Source organism: Ruegeria sp. CE9 (genome assembly GCF_056537425.1).
Map to the genome: position 1 here is coordinate 13612 of NZ_JBQFRO010000015.1, position 21355 is coordinate 34966.

15 protein-coding genes are annotated in these 21355 nt (G+C 56.0%); 13 read left to right on the forward strand and 2 right to left on the reverse strand.

The annotated features are described in order from the left end of the window. Positions 1 to 14: 14 nt before the first annotated feature. From ACR0B3_RS21425 to ACR0B3_RS21475, 11 genes are all read left to right on the forward strand, one after another. Positions 15 to 359: a RidA family protein gene (locus ACR0B3_RS21425; RefSeq protein ID WP_480810828.1), complete on the forward strand. Its 345-nt coding sequence runs from the start codon at positions 15 to 17 to the stop codon at positions 357 to 359. Positions 360 to 806: 447 nt separating this feature from the next. After that, entirely contained in the window at positions 807 to 1997 is a 1191-nt protein-coding gene (gene bhcA, locus ACR0B3_RS21430; RefSeq protein WP_480810829.1) for an L-aspartate--glyoxylate aminotransferase BhcA, read from the forward strand. Between the two features lie 10 nt (positions 1998 to 2007). Then, a complete protein-coding gene (gene bhcB, locus ACR0B3_RS21435) occupies positions 2008 to 2982 on the forward strand; it encodes a beta-hydroxyaspartate dehydratase BhcB (protein WP_480810830.1) in 975 nt (324 codons plus the stop codon). Between the two features lie 12 nt (positions 2983 to 2994). Further along, positions 2995 to 4158, forward strand: a complete 1164-nt coding sequence (gene bhcC, locus ACR0B3_RS21440) for a 3-hydroxy-D-aspartate aldolase BhcC (protein WP_480810831.1) — start codon at positions 2995 to 2997, stop codon at positions 4156 to 4158. A 103-nt stretch (positions 4159 to 4261) separates the two neighbouring features. Then, complete coding sequence (gene bhcD / locus ACR0B3_RS21445; RefSeq protein WP_480810926.1) at positions 4262 to 5227, forward strand: iminosuccinate reductase BhcD; 966 nt, start codon at positions 4262 to 4264, stop codon at positions 5225 to 5227. 30 nt (positions 5228 to 5257) lie between these two features. Then, positions 5258 to 6697, forward strand: a complete 1440-nt coding sequence (locus tag ACR0B3_RS21450) for an FAD-linked oxidase C-terminal domain-containing protein (protein ID WP_480810927.1) — start codon at positions 5258 to 5260, stop codon at positions 6695 to 6697. Between the two features lie 46 nt (positions 6698 to 6743). Then, positions 6744 to 7895 (forward strand): glycolate oxidase subunit GlcE, encoded by a 1152-nt coding sequence (gene glcE / locus ACR0B3_RS21455; protein WP_480810832.1) that lies wholly within the window; start codon positions 6744 to 6746, stop codon positions 7893 to 7895. A gap of 13 nt (positions 7896 to 7908) precedes the next feature. Beyond that, the gene (glcF, locus tag ACR0B3_RS21460; protein ID WP_480810833.1) at positions 7909 to 9273 is read left to right on the forward strand and encodes a glycolate oxidase subunit GlcF; all 1365 of its coding nucleotides are present in this window, start codon (positions 7909 to 7911) and stop codon (positions 9271 to 9273) included. 52 nt (positions 9274 to 9325) lie between these two features. Then, a complete protein-coding gene (locus tag ACR0B3_RS21465; protein ID WP_480810834.1) occupies positions 9326 to 10372 on the forward strand; it encodes a TRAP transporter substrate-binding protein in 1047 nt (348 codons plus the stop codon). Positions 10373 to 10456: 84 nt separating this feature from the next. Beyond that, positions 10457 to 12523, forward strand: coding sequence for a TRAP transporter large permease subunit (locus tag ACR0B3_RS21470; protein ID WP_480810835.1), 2067 nt, complete (start codon positions 10457 to 10459; stop codon positions 12521 to 12523). A 52-nt stretch (positions 12524 to 12575) separates the two neighbouring features. Further along, positions 12576 to 14840 (forward strand): NADP-dependent malic enzyme, encoded by a 2265-nt coding sequence (locus ACR0B3_RS21475; RefSeq protein WP_480810836.1) that lies wholly within the window; start codon positions 12576 to 12578, stop codon positions 14838 to 14840. A 470-nt stretch (positions 14841 to 15310) separates the two neighbouring features. Here ACR0B3_RS21475 and ACR0B3_RS21480 read toward each other — a convergent pair whose 3' ends face one another. Continuing rightward, positions 15311 to 16117 carry an MBL fold metallo-hydrolase gene (locus ACR0B3_RS21480; RefSeq protein ID WP_480810837.1) on the reverse strand — a complete coding sequence of 269 codons (807 nt, stop codon included), beginning with the start codon at positions 16115 to 16117 and terminating at the stop codon, positions 15311 to 15313. Positions 16118 to 16287: 170 nt separating this feature from the next. On the opposite strand from ACR0B3_RS21480, the gene ACR0B3_RS21485 reads away from it, so the two are divergent. Beyond that, positions 16288 to 17109 carry a GlxA family transcriptional regulator gene (locus ACR0B3_RS21485; protein ID WP_480810838.1) on the forward strand — a complete coding sequence of 274 codons (822 nt, stop codon included), beginning with the start codon at positions 16288 to 16290 and terminating at the stop codon, positions 17107 to 17109. 415 nt (positions 17110 to 17524) lie between these two features. Here the strand turns inward: ACR0B3_RS21485 and ACR0B3_RS21490 are convergent, their stop codons facing one another. Next, positions 17525 to 19711 (reverse strand): M10 family metallopeptidase C-terminal domain-containing protein, encoded by a 2187-nt coding sequence (locus ACR0B3_RS21490; RefSeq protein ID WP_480810839.1) that lies wholly within the window; start codon positions 19709 to 19711, stop codon positions 17525 to 17527. A 468-nt stretch (positions 19712 to 20179) separates the two neighbouring features. Between ACR0B3_RS21490 and wecB the strand changes: the two genes are divergently transcribed. Then, a complete protein-coding gene (gene wecB, locus ACR0B3_RS21495) occupies positions 20180 to 21352 on the forward strand; it encodes a non-hydrolyzing UDP-N-acetylglucosamine 2-epimerase (RefSeq protein WP_480810840.1) in 1173 nt (390 codons plus the stop codon). Positions 21353 to 21355: the final 3 nt, after the last annotated feature.

Sequence of the window (21355 nt, forward strand, 5' to 3'; positions counted from 1 at the left end):
CTGGAGACAAAAAAATGACCATTACTCGTATCGAGACCGGCACACGCATGAGCCGGATCGTCAAGCACAACGGTACCGCCTACTTTTGCGGCCAAACCTCGGATGCAGAAACTGCGGCAGAGCAAACGCGTGAAATCCTTGCCAAGGTTGATGATCTACTAGCTAAGGCAGGCAGCGATAGAACCCGTATCCTACAATGTGTAATCTGGCTATCTGATATGTCTTTCTTCGCCGAGATGAACGAAGTCTGGGACGCTTGGGTCCCTGAGGGCCACGCCCCGGCCCGCGCCTGCGGAGAAGCAAAGCTGGCGCGTGAGGTTCTGAAAGTTGAAATGATTGTCACTGCAGCCTGCGATTAAACCAGGCATCGCATATTTGAAGATGTAGGCGCCCCAGCGAGGTTTGCTGAACCAGTTTGCCTTGCAAATCTATCTGAATTGAGGCGTCTACACCTATTGCAGAATTTCCTGATAAAAACTGGATCACTCTGAGCGAGCGGTTAAAGCTGCTCGTTTGTTGAACTATTATGTCAAGCACACTTCGGGTGCGACTTGGCGCCTTTGCTTTGTGTCGTAGTCGCGTTTCTGATTCTCATGTGCAGATTTTTCGCCACCTTGACAGGAAATTTCTTATCGCAGGGGCAGGATTTTTCATTAATGCTCCAATTAACCTGAAAAATGAAAAATCATCATGGCCATCGTTTTCAGGGGTTTGCGTTCATTTTTCACAAACCAAAAAATATTTTCGAAAAAATTGCAAAACCTCAAAACTGGTAAGATAATTTTACCAAATTGGAGGAAAAGGCAATGTCAAACCAAAACCCGGTCTTTATCCCAGGCCCCACCAACATTCCTGACCGACTGCGTCTGGCGATGCAGGTTCAAACCCAGGATCACCGAGCACCGGATTTTGTGGAAACATTCGCCCCGGTGCTGGAAGACACAAAAAAGGTGTTCTCGACCGCCTCAGGTCAAATCATCACTTTCCCGGCCAGCGGAACCGGAGGGTGGGAGGCTTCGATCACGAATACTCTTAGCCCCGGTGACGCGGTTCTGGTCGCGCGGTATGGGATGTTCAGCCATCGCTGGATAGATCTGTGCCAGCGTCATGGTCTGGACGTTCGGATTATCGAATGCCCCTGGGGCAGCGGCGCGCCGAGCGAAAAATTCGCAGAGGCTCTGGCTACGGACACCGGGCATGAGATCAAGGCCGTTCTGGTTACGCATAATGAGACTGCGACGGGCGTACGCTCGGATATTGCAGGGGTGCGCAAGGCAATGGATGCCAGCAATCACCCGGCGATGTTGTTCGTGGACTGTGTCAGTTCGCTGGCTTCGATGCCTTTCGAATTCGATGACTGGGGCGTTGATATTGCGGTGTCAGGCTCGCAGAAAGGTTTCATGCTGGCGACCGGCATGGCAATCCTGTGCGTCAGCCCCAAGGCGCTGGCAGCGATGGAGACAGCCAAACTGCCTCGCACCTTCTTTGACTTCCGCGATATGATGAACGCAAACGCATCCGGTGGCTTTCCGTATACACCGCCGTTGCAGCTGATCTATGGCATGGGCGAAAGCCTCAAGATGCTGTTCGAAGAAGGGCTCGACAACGTCTATGCCCGCCACTCCCGCCTGGCCGAAGGCGTGCGCAAAGCCACCGCGGCCTGGGGGCTCGAGCTGGTGGCGCAGTCGCCCGAGCTCTATTCGGACACTGTCAGCGCAATCTACGTGCCCGAAGGCTATGACAGTAACGCCCTGACCGACCATGCCTTCAATGCCTACGGCGTCAGCTTTGGCATCGGGTTGGGCGAGATGAACGGCAAAGCCTTCCGCATAGGCCATCTGGGCAGTCTTACGGATGTGATGGTTCTGTCGGGCCTTGCGACAATCGAAATGGCCATGGCTGATCTGAACTATCCGATCAAGCTGGGCAGCGGTGTGGCAGCGGCACAGGAATACTTCCGCTCTGGCGATGCCGCCCCATTGAAATCCGCAGCGTAAGGAGGACCAGATGTTGGACTCGTTGACCACAGCAGACAGCCTGACAATCGCGGATATGCGCGCTGCGCATGATCGTATTCGGCCCCATATCAATCGTACACCCGTGCTGCGATCGCAGTATCTCAATGACCTGACGGGCGCCGACCTGTACTTTAAGTGCGAAAACTTTCAAGAGGCTGGCGCCTTCAAGGTTCGCGGTGCGTGCAATGCCGTGTTTGGCTTGAACGATGCAGCGGCCAAGCACGGGGTCTGCACCCATTCCAGCGGCAACCACGCGCTCAGCCTGTCTTATGCCGCCGGTCGCCGGGGCATTCCGTGCAATGTTGTGATGCCGCGCACTGCGCCGCAGGCCAAGAAGGATGCCGTGCGCCGCTATGGCGGGATCATCACCGAATGCGAGCCTTCGACCACCTCGCGCGAGGCAGTGTTTGCCGAAGTGCAGGCCCGGACGGGTGGTGAATTTGTGCATCCCTATAACGATCCTCGTGTGATTGCAGGGCAAGCGACCTGCTCGGCCGAGCTGCTGGAACAGGCCGACGGATTGGATGCGGTAGTCGCGCCGATTGGTGGCGGCGGCATGATCTCGGGCACCTGCCTGACCCTGTCGAATCTGGCACCCGAGGTGAAGATCTATGCGGCTGAGCCCGAACAGGCTGACGATGCCTATCGCAGCTTCAAAGCGGGGCACATCATTGCTGATGACGCGCCGGTTACCATCGCCGACGGGTTGAAAGTGCCGCTTAAGGAAAACACCTGGCACTTCGTATCGAACTTCGTGCGCGACATTCACACCGCCAGCGAGCAAGAGATCATCGATGCCATGAAGATCACCTGGAAATACCTGCGCATCGTGATGGAGCCCAGCTGCGCTGTGCCGCTTGCCACCATCCTGAAGCATCCCGAGGTGTTCAAGGGAAAGCGCGTCGGCGTGATCGTCACCGGCGGCAATGTGGATCTGGACAAATTGCCCTGGTTCAAGGGCTGAGGAGGAAGAGAGATGAATATGCCTGTAAACATCGATCAGCTTGAGGTCGGTTACGACATCCCCGCCGCTGTCGGCATGGACGCGTCCGAGATACAAACGCCAGCGCTGGTGCTGGACCTGGACGCACTGGAACGCAACGTCAAGAAAATGGGCGATTACGCAAAAGCCCACGGTATGCGCCATCGGGTGCATGGCAAGATGCACAAATCCGTCGACGTGGCCAAGTTGCAGGTCGAACTGGGCGGAGCTTGCGGCGTGTGCTGCCAAAAGGTTTCCGAGGCAGAGGTCTTTGCCCGCGGCGGCATCAAGGATGTCCTGGTTTCGAACCAGGTGCGCGATCCTGCTAAGATCGACCGTCTGGCGCGTATGCCCAAACTGGGTGCGCGCACGATTTGCTGTGTTGATGACATCGACAACGTTGCCGATCTGTCAGAGGCCGCGCAGCGCCACGGTACTCAGATCGAATGTCTGGTCGAGATCGACTGCGGCGCGGGCCGTTGCGGTGTGACCACGACACCCGATGTCATCACCATCGCTAAGGCCATCGACGCGGCCCCGGGGCTGAAATTCTCTGGCATCCAGGCCTATCAGGGTGCGATGCAGCACATGGATATCTATGAGGACCGCAAGGCCAAAATCGACATTGCCGTGGCGCAGGTGAAAGACGCCGTGGATGGACTCCAGGCAGCAGGGCTGGAGTGTGATATCGTCGGTGGTGGCGGTACCGGGTCCTATTACTTCGAGAGCACCTCGGGCGTGTATAACGAACTGCAATGCGGATCCTACGCATTCATGGACGCGGATTATGGCCGCATCCTCGACAAGGAGGGCAACCGCATCGACCGGGGTGAGTGGGAGAATGCCTTCTTCATCCTCACCAGCGTCATGAGCCATGCCAAAGCGGACAAGGCGATCGTGGACGCGGGTCTCAAAGCGCAGTCGGTCGACAGTGGCCTGCCGGTGATTTTCGGTCGCACGGATGTGGAATACGTCAAATGCTCGGACGAGCACGGCGTTGTTGCTGATCCGGATGGCGTTCTGAAAGTGAATGACAAGCTGCATCTGGTGCCGGGCCACTGTGACCCGACCGCCAATGTGCATGATTGGTATGTGGGTGTGCGGAATGGCAAGGTTGAAAGCCTTTGGCCAGTCTCCGCGCGCGGCAAAGCTTTCTAAGCTGCCGCACATGATCCGGGCGGCAGTCTCTCCTTCACGTGCCGCCCGGACAAATCCCTGCAATCACAAGGATAAGGTTATGAAAGATATGTCGGAAAAGGGTATGCTGATTGTAGGTGAAGACCTGTGCCAGCAACTTGTTGGCCGCCGCGATGCATTTGACGCGGTACAGGATGTCTTTGCCGCCATGGCACGTGGTGACGCCTATAACTTTCCGGTCATCCGCGAGGCTATCGGCTATGCTGACGCGCTTTATGGGTTCAAATCCGGCTTCGACCGCGCAGGTCAGGTTCTGGGCGTGAAATCCGGCGGGTACTGGCCAGGCAATATGGACCGTGGCCTTACCAATCACCAATCCACCGTCTTTCTGTTCGACCCTGAAACAGGTCAGCTGTCGGCGCTGGTGGGCGGCAACTACCTGACCGCTGTGCGCACCGCTGCGTCGTCGGCTGTATCGATCGCTCATCTGGCGCGCAAAGATTCCAAAGTGCTTGGCATGGTTGGCGCAGGCCACCAATCGGCCTTCCAACTGCGGGCCGCAGCCGAACAGCGCAAGTTCGAGAAAGTTGTCGCCTGGAATCCGCATCCCGAGATGCTGCCTCGACTGGGCGAAGTGGCGCGTGAAATCGGTCTGGAGTTCGAGGCTGTCACTCAGGAAGAGCTCGGTGCGCAGGCGGATGTCATCATTACCATCACCTCGGCGTTCGAGCCATTGCTGATGAAAGACTGGATCAAGCCTGGCACGCATCTGGCCTGCATGGGGACGGATACAAAAGGCAAGCAAGAGGTCGATGCCGCGTTGGTTGCTTCCGCCACCGTCTTTACCGACGAAGTTGCCCAGTCGATCTCGATTGGCGAGGCGCAGCACGCGGTGTCCGACGGATCTCTGCTCGAGACTGCGATTACGCCGATTGGCGCAGTCATCAACTCTGATCATTCAGGTCGCACTAGCGACGATGAGATCACCTTGTTCGATGGCACCGGCGTTGGTCTGCAGGATCTTGCCGTGGCCTCGGTCGCCGCACGTTTGGCGGAACAATCCGGGCTGGCAACGCGCGCGGCACTCTGATCGCGCGCAAGGGAGGATACCATGTCAAGCATCGCAATGCCCCAACCGGACCAGGACGTCCTGAACCGCAAGTCGGCCATTGTCGCCGCACTGACTGACGTATTGCCGTCGGACAGCGTGATCAGCGATGAGCATGAGACCCGTGCATATGAGTGCGATGCTCTGACCGCCTATCGCTGCCCGCCACTAGCCGTTGTCTTGCCGCGCACCACCGAAGAATGCGCAGCAGCAATGAAGGTCTGTCATGATCTTGGCGTTGCGGTCGTCCCGCGCGGAGCAGGCACATCGCTGGCCGGTGGGTCCTTGCCAACAGCCGACAGCGTGATCCTTGGCACAGCGCGCCTCAAGGATGTGCTGGAGATCGACTATGATAATCGTTTCATCCGGGTTCAGACCGGCGTTACGAACCTGTCAGTGACAGGCCAGGTTGAAGAAGATGGGTTCTTTTATGCGCCCGACCCATCGTCTCAGTTGGCCTGTGCGATTGCAGGCAACATTGCGATGAATTCCGGCGGGGCGCATTGTCTGAAATACGGCGTGACCACCAACAACCTTCTTGGTGTCAAGATGGTCATGACCGATGGCGAGATTGTCGAGATCGGTGGTCCAGCGATGGACGCGCAGGGTTTGGACCTTCTGGGCCTGATCTGCGGCTCGGAAGGTCAGTTGGGCATCGTAACCGAGGCCACATTGCGTATCCTGCCCAAACCCGAAGGGGCGCGCCCTATTCTGATCGGATTTGACGATGCCGAGACGGCAGGGGAATGCGTCGGCAATATCATCAAGGCGGGTGTTCTGCCGGTAGCCATAGAATACATGGATCGCCCGTGTATTCGCGTGGTCGAAAATTTTGCCAAGGCCGGCTACCCGATGTGCGAGGCCTTGTTGATCGTCGAGGTCGAGGGTTCGGAAACTGAAATCGACGAACAGCTGTCCAAGATCAGCGACATCGCACAAAAGCTGAAGCCGGTCGAACTGCGCCGCAGCCAAAGCACCGAGGAAAGCGCGCTGATCTGGAAAGGTCGCAAGTCCGCCTTTGGTGCGATGGGGCAGATCAACGACTATATGTGCCTGGATGGAACGGTGCCTGTATCGGCATTGCCCCAAACTCTGAAGCGCATCAGTGAGTTAAGCAAGCAGCACGGCCTGGACGTTGCCAATGTCTTTCACGCCGGTGATGGCAACATGCATCCGCTGATCCTGTTTGATGCCAACAAGCCAGGGGATCTGGAAAAGGCCGAAGCGTTCGGCTTCGATATCCTGCGCGCCTGTGTCGATGTGGGCGGATGCCTGACCGGCGAACACGGCGTGGGCATCGAGAAACGCGATCTAATGACCTACCAATTCAGCGAGGCCGATCTGGAAGCACAGATGCAGGTGAAGGACGTATTCGATCCTGAATGGCTGCTGAACCCGACCAAAGTTTTTCCGTTGGACCTGAGCGCGGATCGGAGGAGCTGCACCGCCTGACGGGCTGAAATGACGCTCTGACCACAGAGCAGGAGGAGGAAAGACCATGACCGGTTTTGCAACGCCGACCACCGAGTCGGCGATCCGGGAAGCTGTGCTTGAAGCACGGGAAAAAGGTACCCGCCTGCGGATCATCGCAGGTGGAACCCGCAGCCAGATCGGCAGCCCGGGCGAGGTCGCGCAAGCCCTGGACATCTCGGGCCTGTCTGGCATCACCCGGTACGAGCCCGGCTCACTGACGCTTGAGGCACGGGCCGGCACACCTCTGTCCGAAATTGAGGCCGCACTGGATGCCGAAGGTCAGATGCTGGCCTTTGAGCCGATGGATCATCGCGCTTTGCTAGGCACGACCGGCAGCTCGACCATTGGCGGAGTGGTGGCCTGCAACATCTCGGGGCCCCGTCGCTTTGTCAGCGGCGCGTGCCGCGACTTTCTGCTGGGCGTGCGTTTTGTTGACGGTCAGGGCCGGGTTATCGCCAATGGCGGCCGGGTCATGAAGAATGTCACCGGGCTGGATCTGACCAAGCTTGCCTGCGGAGCCTTTGGCACGCTGGGCATCCTGACCGAGGTCGCGCTAAAGGTCTTGCCGCGTCCGGAACGGGCCACAACTCTGCAATTCGAAAGCGTGACCGAGGCCGAGGCGGTCCAACTTTTCTGTCGGGCTTTGAAGACCCCTTACGAAGTATCGGGCGCTGCGTGGCAGAACGGAACCGCGATGCTGCGGGTCGAAGGGCTGTCAACGCAGGTCGACTACCGCTTGGCCGGGCTACAGTCCTTGCTGGGCGGCGGCTCGGTTCTGGAGGGGGCGGTGCACGCGTCGCTATGGACAGCGATCCGTGATGTTCACCTGTTTTCCAGCACACAAGACACAGTTTGGAAACTGTCTGTGAAACCAACCGATGCGCCACTGGTCATAGCGGCGGCGCGCGACGCGCTTGGCGCGCAGGCAATGATGGATCAGGGCGGTGCACTGGTTTGGCTGGCAGTGCCATCTGACGCGCCAACGCAGGCTGAAACGCTCCGCAACCTGATCCCTGATGGCAATGGTTACGCGACGTTGATCCGTGGCAGCACCGATCTGCGTCGCAGCATTCCGGTCTTTCAGCCGCAACATCCGCGTCTGCGTCAGATCTCGGACCAGTTGCGCCACCAGTTCGATCCCGACGGCCTGTTGAACCCTGGCCTGATGGCGGCGTGAACGGGAGGAAACCATGCAAACCAATTTCACCCCCGAACAGCTGACGGACCGTGACACACAGCGGTCAAACGATATCCTTCGGTCCTGCGTACATTGCGGGTTTTGCACTGCCACCTGCCCGACTTTTCAGGTGCTGGGGGATGAGCTCGACAGCCCGCGTGGACGTATTTACCTGATCAAGGACATGCTTGAGAACGAGCGTGTGCCGGACGAAAAAACCGTCGCGCATATCGACCGTTGCCTGTCTTGCCTTGCATGTATGACGACGTGCCCTTCGGGTGTGCACTATATGCACCTTGTCGACCATGCGCGCGCGTATATCGAACAAAACTGCAAACGCAGCTGGGATGACCGCCTGTTGCGCTGGGTTCTGGCGCGTATCCTGCCTTACCCAACGCGGTTCCGCTTGGCCTTGCTGGGTGCCAAGATCGCGTATCCCTTTCGCAAGCTTGTACCTGATGCCCGCTTGCGGGCCATGCTGGAGATGGCCCCAAAGGTCATTCCGCCGGTCAGCCGAAATGACGATCCGCAGACCTTTGCCGCTGGCGGGCCGCGCCGCAAACGCGTCGCATTGATGACAGGCTGTGCGCAGAAAGCGCTGAATACCGACATCAACGACGCCACAATTCGCCTTTTGACCCGGCATGGCTGTGACGTGGTGGTGGCCGAGGGCGCGGGCTGCTGCGGGGCCCTGACGCATCACATGGGTAAGTCCAGGGAAAGCCACGCGACGGCGGCGAAAAACATTCGCGCCTGGGCAGCTGAGATGGATGCAGGCGGGCTCGACGCGATTGTCATCAACACCAGCGGCTGTGGCACCACTGTCAAAGACTATGGCCACATGTTCGCCGGAACTGATTTGGCCGAAGACGCAACGCGTGTCGCTGCCATTGCTCGCGATATCTCTGAGGTGATGACCGAGCTGGACCTGATTGACCCGGTTCAGGCCGAGCCGATGCACGTGGCGTATCATGCGGCGTGCTCTCTGCAGCATGGCCAGCAGATCAAGACCCACCCCAAGACCTTGCTGAAACAGGCCGGTTTCGAAGTGTCTGAGCCGCAAGACAGCCATCTCTGCTGTGGCTCGGCAGGCACTTACAATCTGATGCAGCCCGAGATTTCAGCCGAATTGAGAGCGCGCAAGGTCCAGACGCTTGAGGCCAAAAACCCCGAAGTCATCGTCGCCGGAAACATCGGCTGCATGATGCAGATCGGGTCCGCCACAGACATCCCGATTGTCCACACGGTCGAGATGCTGGACTGGGCGACAGGCGGCCCCAAACCGCGCGCCCTGACCGAACCCACGCAACGCGTAGCCCCCAAAGGTTTCAAGTTGCCCGAGGAACCACCCCGAAGAGCGGCGCGTACCTGCGCCTGATCCAACTGCTCGATCCGAGCAAACGCAACATGTCCAACAGGAGGAAACAGACATGAAAACCCTAGCAACCCTGACCGCAGCAGCAGCGCTGGCTGCCGCACCGGCGCTGGCCGCTGACAAGATTTTGCTGAAAACACCGGTTGCCTTTTCGACCGAACTGCCCGGTCTTGGCACCCCTATCGTGCGCGTGGCCGAGGATCTGGACAGCGTGTCCGGCGGCTCGATCAAGATGAAGGTCTATGAGCCCGGCAAACTTGTTCCGCCATTTGAAATTCTCGACGCCGTGTCATCGGGCAAAATCAACTCGGGCTTTGCCACCGCTGGTTACTGGGCGGGCAAGATCCCCGCTGCACCGCTGTTCTCGGCCGTGCCCTTTGGCCCCGAAGCGGGTGAGTACATGGCATGGATGTACTATGGCGACGGGCTGGAGCTGTATCAGGAAATGTATGACCAGGCCGGATACAACGTCAAAGTCTTCCCCTGCACGATCATCGCCCCTGAAACCTCGGGCTGGTTCGCGGAAGAGATCACCTCGGTCGAGCAGCTTGACGGCCTGAAGATGCGCTTCTTTGGCCTTGGTGGCAAAGTGATGCAGAAACTGGGCGTTGCCACATCGCTGCTGCCGGGTGGTGAGATTTTCCCGGCGCTGGAAAAGGGCGCGATCGATGCGACCGAATTCTCGATGCCTGCCATCGATCAGCGTCTGGGTTTCGACAAGCTGGTGAAATACAACTATTTCCCTGGCTGGCACCAGCAGGCGACCATCTTTGAGCTTCTGATCAACAAGGATGAGTGGAACGAGCTGAACCCGCAATTGCAGGCGCAGATCGAGCTGACATGCCGCGCTCAAATGACTGAAAGCTTTGCCGAAGGTGAGGCGATCCAGTTCACCGCCATGCAGCGCAATGTCGAGGAAAACGGCGTGACCATCGTCGATTGGACCCCCGAGATGCTGGATATCTTCCGCACGACCTGGGAGGAGGTCGCCGAGGAAGAAGCCGCCAACAATGAGTTCTTTGCCAAGGTCTACGGCAATCTGAGCGAATTCAGCGACGGCTACGCACTGTGGAAATCACACGCGTTTCTACCACGCCAATAAAGCAAGCGTTGGGTCCGGTGACGAAGGTTCCGGACCCTTCAATCGCCCCAAAGGGAGGGGCCCCGGATCAGGGGAAAAGAGATGATGAGCGATAGTTTTGAAACCAAGCTGAACAAGCATGTCGACCCGCATTGGGATGAGGTTGAGGGTGATGACCGCAGACAACCCGGACTCTCGGCCCGGCTGGATGACGTTGTCTCGGGCGTTGGGCATGTGGTTATGTGGGCCAATGTCGCGCTGGTTCTGGCCATCGTTACACAGGTCGGGATGCGGTATGCCTTTGACCTGAATTTCCCGAAACTGGATGAGTTGCAGTGGCATCTTTATGCCCTGACCACCATGATCGGCATGTCCTATGCCCTGACCCATGATGCGCATGTGCGCGTCGATATTCTGCGTCTTGGGTTTTCGCACCGCGCCAAGCGTGTGGTCGAGATGCTGGGTATCTTTATTTTGCTGCTGCCTTTCTGCTGGCTAATGATCGATCAGGGTTACGACTATTTTCACGACAGCTACCGGGTCAATGAACGCTCGGACAGCCCGACCGGTTTGCCCGCTCGCTGGGCCCTGAAATCTGTTATCATGATCAGCTTTGTACTGGTCGCAATGGCAGCCATCGCTCGCCTGATCCACGACGGATACATGCTGATAACGAACGCGGACGAGCGCGCCGGAAGCTCGGGTCTGATCAAGCTGATGGTGATGTGGGCCATCTTTGCGACCGTTACCTTTGGCCTGATCCAATTGGTAGAAACGCCCGAAGACACGCTTGTCATCATCATGTTCATGACCTTCGTGGCCCTTCTGTTCTCGGGGTACCCTGTGGCCTGGGTGCTTGCGGGTGTCGGCGTTCTGTTCACCGGTGTGGCCTATATGGGCGACAATGACCTGCTGCTCTGGACAGGGATGGAAAGCACATTTACCGGCCTCGACTATCTGACGCTGGGTGCGGTGGTGAACCGGGTCTATGCGACCATGTCGAATGCCGTTCTGGTGGCCCTGCCGATGTTTATCTTCATGGGGCTGATGCTGGACGAATCCGGTGTGGCGCAACGCCTGATGACCTCGATGCAACGCCTGTTTGGCACCATGCGCGGCGGGCTTGCGATCACTGTCACCGCAATCGGTATAATCCTGGCTGCGTCAACCGGCATCGTGGGTGCCTCGGTGGTACTGTTGGGTCTGTTGTCGATGCCGGCGATGATGAAGCAGAACTATTCCAAGACACTGGCGGCTGGCGTTATCGCGTCGTCGGGGACGCTTGGCATTCTGATCCCGCCCTCGATCATGCTGGTGATCATGGCGGACCAGATGGCCCTGTCTGTAGGTGATCTGTTCATGGCCGCCCTGTTTCCGGGGCTGATCATCGGCGGGCTTTATATCCTCTACATCGTCATCATTTCGACGATCAACAAAGAGGTCGCTCCGCTGCCCGAAGGCGCCAAGCGTGTCGACTGGGCCGCGATCCTGGATATGTTCAAGGCAGTTCTGCCGCCGGTCGCCCTGATCTTTGCTGTGCTGGGCTCAATCTTTGCGGGCATCGCCACTCCGACCGAGGCCTCCGGCGTGGGTGCGGCTGGCGCGACGCTGATGGCACTGGCCTATGGCAAGCTGAATTGGCGCAACCTTTTCGAGGTCACGCGAAACACGTTCAAGACCACAGCCTATATCTTTGCCATCTTCCTGGGTGCGACCTGCTTTGCCCTTGTTCTGCGCGAGTTGGGCGGAGACGAGTTGATTACGAAAACCATTGAAGGCATGGGCCTCAGTGAGATGGGCACCATTCTGTTCATTCTGCTGATCGTGTTCCTGCTGGGCTTTGTTCTGGACTGGATCGAGATCACGCTGATCATCCTGCCACTGGTTGCCCCGATTATCATGGCAATGCAGATGACCGTACCCGGTTATGGCCTGGATAATCCCGAGCTGATCTGGTTCGTCATCCTTGTTGCTGTAACGCTGCAAACCAGCTTCCTGTCACCGCCGGTGGGCTTCTCACTGTTCTACCTCAAGGGTGTATGCCCGCCCGAGATTCGGCTGCAGGACATTTATAAGGGCGTTATCCCCTTCATCCTGTTGCAGCTGACCGGGTTGGCCTTGGTGATCCTGTTCCCGCAGATCGCGACGTGGCTGCCATCAGTGGCCTACTAATAATAAGCTGCGGCACTCGTCCAGAGTGCCGCACTGATCGGAGATTTCAGACATGCTGACCAAGACCCACACCAAACCTTCGGATGCCCTTGCCTATCATGGTCAGGGGCGACCCGGAAAACTGGCCATTCGGGCAACCAAACCACTCAGCTCACAGCGTGATCTGGCTTTGGCCTACAGCCCTGGTGTGGCCGAAGCGAGCATGGCTATCGTGGAAGACGACGCCAATGCCTCGCGGTATACGGCGCGCGGCAATCTTGTTGGCGTTGTCTCGAACGGATCGGCTGTTCTGGGCTTGGGAAATATCGGCGCCCTGGCCTCAAAACCCGTTATGGAGGGCAAGGCTGTTCTGTTCAAAACATTTGCGGATATCGATTGTTTTGACATCGAAATCGATGAAAGCGACCCTGACATCCTGTCAGACACGATCCGCAGATTGGGTCCGACCTTTGGGGCCATCAATCTGGAAGACATCAAGGCCCCAGAATGCTTTGTCGTCGAAGAGCGGCTGAGGAAAGAGTTGAACATTCCGGTTTTTCACGACGATCAGCACGGAACCGCGATCGTCGTGGGGGCGGCTGTTTACAACGCGATGCGACTGGTGGGCAAAGAATTGTCCAACTGCAAAATCGTATCAACTGGTGGCGGAGCGGCTGGAATTGCCTGTCTGAACCTACTGCTGGACATGGGGGCACAGCGCGAGAACATTTGGTTGCTGGATAAAGAAGGTTTAGTGTGCAACGAGCGCGAGACAGAAAAACACAAAGCGGCCTTCGCGCAGTATTCCCCGCCACTGGTACTTGATCAGGTTATCGATGGCGCGGACATTTTTCTGGGTCTTTCTGGCCCACGCGTTCTAAGCCCCGATCAGGTCGCACGTATGGCGAATGCACCCTTGATTATGGCTTTGGCGAATCCTGAGCCCGAAATCCGTCCCGAAAAGGTTCATGCCATACGTCAGGATGCGATCATTGCTACCGGACGGACGGATTATCCCAATCAAGTCAACAACGTGCTGTGTTTCCCATTCATTTTCCGTGGCGCTCTGGATGTAGGAGCAACGGAAATCAATGAGGACATGAAAGTTGCTTGTGTTAAAGCCATCGCCGATCTGGCGCATCGCGGCGCGTCTGATGAAGTCGCGCAAGCCTACGGCGGGCAAACGCTTAGTTTTGGAACGGACTATATTCTTCCGAAGCCGTTTGATTCCAGACTACTTGTGTCCATTGCGCCTGCAGTCGCCAAAGCAGCGATGGAAACCGGCGTTGCAACGAGACCGATCGCCGATCTGGATGATTATCGCGCTGAGCTGACCAGGTTTGTTACCCGAAGCGCACCTCTGATGCGCCCGGTTCTTTCGCGTGCGCGTCAATCGCAAAAACGCGTCGTGTTTGCCGAAGGAGAGGACCCCCGGGTGCTGCGCGCGGTTGATGAAATTCTGCGCGAAAACTTGGCCCGCCCGATATTGACAGGCAGGCCGGATGAGATTGCAAAACAAATTCTCGAATTGGGTCTTGAGTTCGAGCTTGGTTTGGATGTCGAGGTTCTTGATCCTTCAGATCCAAATGTCGTCGATCCGTATTCCCGCCGGTTCCATTCGTTGCAGGCCCGTGATGGCGTTACTCCTGAGCTTGCGCAGCGGCTGATCAGGTCAAGCGATACTTTGACCAGTGCCATGCATGTGCATCAGGGCAATGGCGACGCAGTGATTTGCGGAACTTCGGGGGCTTATCTAGCGCACCTTGAGCGTCTCAAGCAGGTTTTCCAAGATGCGGATTCCCCTTCGCAGTTCGCGACACTCGTGCCGATCTTGCTGGAACAACGCACCATCTTTGTCGCCGACGGTTACATCAACATTGACCCCACCGCCGTTGAGCTTGCCGAGATTTGTCGTATGGCCACGCAGGAAGTTCGACAATTCGGACTGACCCCGCGTGTCGCCTTGATCGGGCACGCAAACTTTGGATCACATGCGACGGATACAACAACAAAGCTGCGAGAAGCCGCTGCGATCCTGACACGGCAGGATGTGGATTTTGAATTCGAAGGTGAGATGCGGCTGAACCTTGCGTTCGACAAGTCGGAACGCGATCGAGTCTTACCATGCGGTCGGCTTAGCGATGACGCCAACGTTCTGGTGTTTCCGAATGTGGATGCGGCCAACGCCGCGATCAATGCGCTCAAATCACTCGGGAACGCCGAAGCTGTTGGCCCGCTTTTGATGGGCATGAACAAAGTTGCGCATGTTGTAACGCCCTCCATCACCGCACGTGGCCTTGTCAATATTACGGCTGTGGCGAGCGCAGGTTATCGTTGAACACTCATGCCTGACTATTGCACTGAAAGCGGTAGTGACTCTGTCGACACTCTGCTATCAGGCCACCGATGCAGACGCCCAGAAAGAGTCAGCGGTGTTGAGAGGGATGTTTCTAACTGTGGGCCACGCTCGTCCTAAGTCTCTGCCGATCTGGCCGCGTATTTCGACGTTAAAGATAGGGTTGCTGAGCGCCACATCCTCTGCAATCCCATGGCCAGATCAACCGAATGAACCTGCCCAGCTGAACCGCTCCACCATTATGTTCAGGAAACAGAGGACTGAGCTTTGTGAAACCTTTCGACCGTCGCCACCGTCTGATGCAATGGTTTTGATTCTGAGAACGGAACTCAGAGGAAAACTCATTGCAAAGACCCTAGATAGCGATCTGGTCGCTATCTAGGGTCTATTTCAAAATCCATGACGAGGGGTCAAGTGGCGGTCTGCTAGCCGTTCGCCCAAATAGCCCAGTGTTATGCCGGAACGAAGCGAAACCTCTGATCGTCCTTGGTAACGGTCCCGACACCGGGAAAGCCGAAATGTGTAGCGGCGATAGTAATCTCTTTCTCGGCGCAATCTTTCAAAAGGGCGGTTCGGGTTGCTACGGCTTGTGAGGCGTCGCCGTCCAGGGCGTATGAGATGTCTGGGTCTGCGAACTGCAGGGTTTCGGAAATAATTGCATCACCGATGATCAGTAGCGTATCGCCACCAGAATTCAGGCAAAGCCCCATGTGACCGGGGGTGTGCCCCGCAAGCGGTTGTAGAGTAACACCTGAGGCAAGCTCGGTGTTGTCGTCGTGTAGAACCACCCTGTCTGCGAAGCCCGAGGCGACCTGTTGGATCATCATGATCATTGGACGCTGGTCTTCGGGAACTGCCTGGGCCAGTTCCGGATGCGTCCAAAATTCCCATTCCGTGCGCGATACATGAACCTTTGCGTTTGGAAATACTGAACCATCGGCAAATCCTCCGATGTGATCTGCGTGCATATGTGTCAGCACAATATCGGTTGGATCTTCACCCAAGAGATCATCCCAGGCCTGACCCGTTTCGGGAAACATCTGTTTCAGAGCCTCGGCCGATCCTGTGTCCACTAGAATGCGCCGATCACCCGTACGAACGAACCAAATGTTTGCGCCAATGCTCAGTGTCTCGGGTAGCTCGGCGGCAATGTCCTCCGGTACATTCATAAAGTACTCTCGCGGTAGCGTGAAACTGCCGTCGTCCAATACGGTTACTTCGATGTCGCCCACATCAAGTTTGAGTGTTTGCGCAGTCATGATGACCTCCATTTTCTATCGACTAAGATATGGCAGCCTCAGCGTGGTTCGACTATTGTCGCGAATGACAACAACTTTGCAGATTGCGCCAAACTTTGCCTGAGACACCTTCGCCTGTAATCCTTTCCTATCCTGGGGTTCTACAATCGGCCGTTCTCGGCCTGTCGGATATGTTAACCTTTGCGGGACTGGAGCCTCGTATCGTCACTGATGAAGGCGACAAGCCACAATCGGCCCGTGTCATGATCTTGCCGCCAGCGGCGCAAATGCCTGATCCAAATAGTTCGCGGTGGATTGTGGATTGGCTTCAAATCAACGCTCAAAGCGGGACGCTGATCTGTTCGACTTGTGTTGGAGTGGTTTGGGTAGCCGCAGCAGGAATTGATCTGGGCCGACCAGTTACGACGCATTGGGGCGTAGGCACGGAGTTGGGCAGAACCTGGCCAGAGCTGAACATCGATAGCGACCGATTAGTGATCGAGTACTCGGATCTTGTTACGGTCGGCGGTTTGATGGCCTGGATCGATCTGGCACTGATCGTGATCGAGCGCCTCGTCGGGCATCCGGCAATGATCGCAACTGCTCAGCACTTTGTTGTAGACCCGGGGCGGCGCGACCAGCGGCGGTTCCAGCGTTTTCGTCCTAATGTGAACCATGGCGATGCGAAAATCCTCATCGCGCAACAAATTCTTGAGAGAGGGGCGTGCAACCAACACCGCGTTGCCGACCTTGCCGCACAAGTCGGTTTGGCGCCCCGCACTTTCCAGCGGAAATTTATCAATGCTACGGGTCTCAGCGTTACCGACTACATGCAGAGGCTACGTATTGAACAGTCCAAGACTCTGCTCGCCGACACTTCCAAAGGCGTCGCGGAAATCGCAAGCTATGTTGGATACAGTGATGTGCCTGCGTTCCACCGTGTGTTCCTAAAGATTGCTGGGATGCCGCCATCGGCATTCCGCAATTCTGTACAGGCGAAAAGTGACGTATAGGCCAGCCTAGGTACACTGCGATCCGGCTTTATCTGCAGGGCGAGTTACGCAAAGTATCACGGGTCACAAAGTTTGGCCCGATCGCCAATTGTTCAGAGGGCTTTTCCATTTGCTCGAGAAATTTCCTGATGCACTTCTATTTCTGCTCCCATTGAAGATTCTGAGCAGCTTCATCCAGAATAAGACTTCGTTGATGATGTCGCCACGATCTATATCAGACGTCTCGTGCTGCTCAGCTCATACATTTGGCGGACCGGTTTAAGGATAAATTGTTCTGTTTCGGTTGCCTCGAATTTACAGTCGACCTCGAACCGCGTAGGTCGAGAATGGAATGTATTCCTGTTCTAGGTGCTCTGCGGACTGGGTTCCTCTGTCCGTGAGGATCGTGCGCATATCGAGGATTGCCCCCCGGGACTTAAACAAAAACCATGTCGTGGATGCTTAGGTCGCCGGTTTCGAGCCCGAAAATTTTGCTGAACTGACCTGAGTTGTCGGCATCCGGATAAAAATACCAAAGACCTTTGCCTACAGTCTCATAGTATAGCGCAGGGGCACCGGCGATTGCATCTGGCGCCGGAAGCCCAGTATCTAGGAAAACGGAAAGATCTGGATCTCCGCCAAACCCGCCGATGCTGATGACTATTTGATCTTCGCCAGAAACAAAGTCGCGGATTACATCTTCTTCGTGATCCTTGTCAGTGAACAAGAACTGGTCGGCACCTGAGCCTCCAAAGAGGACATCAATGCCGGCGCCACCACTCAGCGTATCATTGCCGCTGCCGCCGTCCAGGCTGTCACCGTCGGCACCACCGTTCAGGCTGTCGTTGCCCGTGCCTCCAAACAAGACATCTCCGCCTGATCCACCAAAAAGCTGGTCGTCGTCGCCTTGGCCGAACAGCCAGTCAACACCGTCCTGACCATGCAGAATGTCGTTGCCGCTGCCGCCATCCAAACTGTCGCCACCGCCACCGCCATAAAGCGTGTCGTCGCCTTCCTGACCAAACAAGGCGTCGGTATCGGCACTGTCTTCGATCTCGCTCGCACCATAGAGCGTGTCATTGCCGAACCCGCCATACAGCCAGTCGACACCTTCTTGGCCACGCAGAATGTCGGCTCCGTAGCCACCGTCAAGGCCGTCATCTCCGGCACCGCCATTCAAGACGTCATTGTCGTCGCCGCCAAATAGGGCGTCACCATCAGCGCCCCCATTTAGGGTATCGTTGCCGCCTTCGCCATACAGCCAGTCGACGCCACTGCCGCCATTCAATGTGTCATCGCCACTTTCGCCGTTCAGTCCATCGTCACCATGACCCCCATTCAGGATGTCGTTGCCAGTACCGCCAAACAGAGCATCAGTTGCGTCTAGGCCGTTCAGCGTATCGTCGCCGTGACCACCATAAAGAAAATCGCTATCGGCTCCGCCGGTGATTTCGTTATTCAGCGTGTTGCCTTCGCCTGTAAATCCGCCAAAGGTGCCGGTAAACGTCAGGTTCTCGACGTTGTCGAGGCCGACCAGGCTGAAATCTTGGAAACTGGTTTCAACGGTATCACTGCCTTCACCAGTAGCCTCTTGGATCGTGTCACTGTGATCAGTGATCACATAGGTATCGTCTCCAATGCCACCAATCAGAGTATCGGTCCCGGCCCCGCCATCAAGGCGATCAGCCCCCGCACCACCACGAAGAATATCGTTTCCGTCCCGCCCTTGCAGGTGGTTGTCAGCTTCGTTGCCGGTCACGTCGTCATTGCCGCTGCCAGCCACATAGTTTTCGATGATCGTGTCCCGCATGATCGACATGTTGCCGCGCAGACCCAGAACGTCTGAGTGGGTTTCGTCGTTCAAATCCACTCGCTGGTCGCGGTGGTCGGTCGAGAAATCAATCGTGTCAATACCGCCATCGTCCAGGATGGTGAAAGTGACGCTTCGATCGAAACCCAGCAACTCGTCATATATACCGCCCGCGGTTGAATTCACGCCGTAAATCGTATCATTCAGGCGCACGTTCTGTGGATTGCCGTAAAGTTCCCACATGGCCAGAATATCGGCGATCATCGGCGTCACAACCAGCGCAAACGAGGCGTTGACTGCAGTGTTTTCGGATTGCGAAAAATATGACATGACCGTAGCTTGCCAGCTGTCATTGTCATAGTGGTTGTGGACACCATAGGTCGCGGCGCCATTATAATTGCCTCCGTGCCCAAGGCCCAAGGCATGACCTATTTCATGCAAGTATGTTTGATAGGAATAGCTATCGTAATCTGTGCCATAGTTGTTTATCCAATCCTTGCTGATATTCACATTTGCAAATGCAATTTTCCGCGGCGCTCCAGTATTGTTAAAATAGTAATTGTAGCTGGCATAAGCCCCGGCCTGCTCGTCATCAAAAGTGATGTCGACATCGCCCGTCGCGTGCTGGAAAACCAATCCTGTAATCTCTGACCAAACATCCAGCGCAGCAGTCACAAGATGCTGCACGGCAGCCGGAATACCGTCATAGTTGATTGTGACCGTGTTGTCGCTGCCAGGGTACCATTTCCGTCCAGGACCGCTGTCTTGGTAAACGAGAAAATCAGCGATTTGATCGTGAGTATATGTGACCACAATGAATTCCGTTCTTGTGAAATCTAGTTTGCAGAAGCGGGAAACTGGTACCTTCACCCCGTTAGATGCTTCCAAGACGGACGCATGGGCGTTGTGACAGAAAACGCGTCACCTGGGCATATCAGCACTGCAAAATGGGTGAAAAGTGGGGCAAAATGCGGCCAAATAGTGGCTGATCAACTATTCGTGAATATTTCGTGTGATCAGTGTTGTCTTTGAGCAACAAGAGTCAAACAACGTTATTTATCAAATAATTGTATATTGAGTTAACAAAGTATTAACGACTAACGATCGCCCCATCAGTCATCGACTGTCTTGTTCAGACCGTAAACTGGGTCACTTGGCCCTGTTGGTTTGAAAGTCAGCCGAATCGCCTGATTTTTGTGTCGATACATCCGAGTTCTGGCCATTGGTTCGGCAGTTTTCGCATCGCGAAAAGCTTTTGGTTAGGATAACGGGAAAGAAGAAATGCGCTCAAAGACTAAAGTTCTGACGATTGTTGGAACCAGACCCGAAGCCATTAAAATGGCACCTGTCATTTCAGCCTTGAACGCATCAGAATCAGTCGAAAACTTCACGTGTCTTTCGGGACAGCACCCTCAGTTAGCCAAAGAGGCGTTAAGTATGTTCAATCTTAGCGAGAATACAGCTCTACCTGCGGTTCAGAGTGGAGGTGATCTTTCGCTTGGGATGTCGAGTCTTCTGGCCAATCTGAAAGATACGTTTGAAGAGGTAAAACCTGACTGGGTTTTTGTCCACGGGGACACAATGACCACGGCAGCCGGCGCGCTATCTGCGTTTCAGCGTCAGATTAAGATTGCGCATGTGGAAGCGGGCCTGCGTACTGGAAATCTAAATAGCCCATGGCCCGAAGAGGGCTATCGTCGCATCGTTGCTCCGCTAGCCGATCTGCATTTCGCCCCTACCGAAGCGGCAGCACGAAATCTGAGCAGAGAAGGCATCGCTGCAGACAAGATTATTGTGACAGGTAATACCGTTGTCGACGCTCTCTTGCAAACCAGCCAAAGCATGCGTGCTGATTCAAGAGTATTTATGGAATTCCAAAATTGGTTTGCAGCTTTGATCAAGAATCGCAAACCTGTACTTGTTACAGCGCACCGTCGTGAAAACCACGGCAGCGGGATCGCGCAGATTGCGGATTCAGTAGGCGTTCTTGCAGAACGTTTTCGATCTCACTGCTTCATCCTGCCCGTGCACCCCAACCCAGCAGTTGGGGATGAAGTTCGTGCACGGCTGAGTGGTATCGAAAACGTCGAACTGACGGATCCTCTGGACTATCGCAAGTTCGTGTTTGCAATGGAACGTGCTGAACTGATCATGACTGATTCTGGCGGGGTTCAGGAAGAAGCACCCAGCTTCGGTACTCCTGTTCTGGTAATGCGCGACCACACCGAGCGCCGTGAGGCGATTGAAGCTGGTGTGGCACAGCTGGTTGGTTCGCAAACGGAAGATATCGTGAAGAATGCAAGCCACATTATTCACAACCAGAATACAAAAATTGGGCGCGACCGACCCATGAATCCGTTTGGTGACGGAACTGCATCGTTCAAAATTCTGAATGAGCTGGAAAGACTTACAGCGTCAATCGAGCCAAAGCTGAACCTAGCTTCGCTCGCCTAATAC

Bases quoted from the DNA above. Each gene is read 5' to 3' on its own strand.
- ACR0B3_RS21425 (WP_480810828.1), top strand. From the start codon at position 15: ATGACCATTACTCGTATCGAGACCGGCACACGCATGAGCCGGATCGTC.
- bhcA (WP_480810829.1), top strand. From the start codon at position 807: ATGTCAAACCAAAACCCGGTCTTTATCCCAGGCCCCACCAACATTCCT.
- bhcB (WP_480810830.1), top strand. From the start codon at position 2,008: ATGTTGGACTCGTTGACCACAGCAGACAGCCTGACAATCGCGGATATG.
- bhcC (WP_480810831.1), top strand. From the start codon at position 2,995: ATGAATATGCCTGTAAACATCGATCAGCTTGAGGTCGGTTACGACATC.
- bhcD (WP_480810926.1), top strand. From the start codon at position 4,262: ATGCTGATTGTAGGTGAAGACCTGTGCCAGCAACTTGTTGGCCGCCGC.
- glcE (WP_480810832.1), top strand. From the start codon at position 6,744: ATGACCGGTTTTGCAACGCCGACCACCGAGTCGGCGATCCGGGAAGCT.
- glcF (WP_480810833.1), top strand. From the start codon at position 7,909: ATGCAAACCAATTTCACCCCCGAACAGCTGACGGACCGTGACACACAG.
- ACR0B3_RS21465 (WP_480810834.1), top strand. From the start codon at position 9,326: ATGAAAACCCTAGCAACCCTGACCGCAGCAGCAGCGCTGGCTGCCGCA.
- ACR0B3_RS21470 (WP_480810835.1), top strand. From the start codon at position 10,457: ATGAGCGATAGTTTTGAAACCAAGCTGAACAAGCATGTCGACCCGCAT.
- ACR0B3_RS21475 (WP_480810836.1), top strand. From the start codon at position 12,576: ATGCTGACCAAGACCCACACCAAACCTTCGGATGCCCTTGCCTATCAT.
- ACR0B3_RS21480 (WP_480810837.1), bottom strand. From the start codon at position 16,117: ATGACTGCGCAAACACTCAAACTTGATGTGGGCGACATCGAAGTAACC.
- ACR0B3_RS21485 (WP_480810838.1), top strand. From the start codon at position 16,288: ATGTTAACCTTTGCGGGACTGGAGCCTCGTATCGTCACTGATGAAGGC.
- wecB (WP_480810840.1), top strand. From the start codon at position 20,180: ATGCGCTCAAAGACTAAAGTTCTGACGATTGTTGGAACCAGACCCGAA.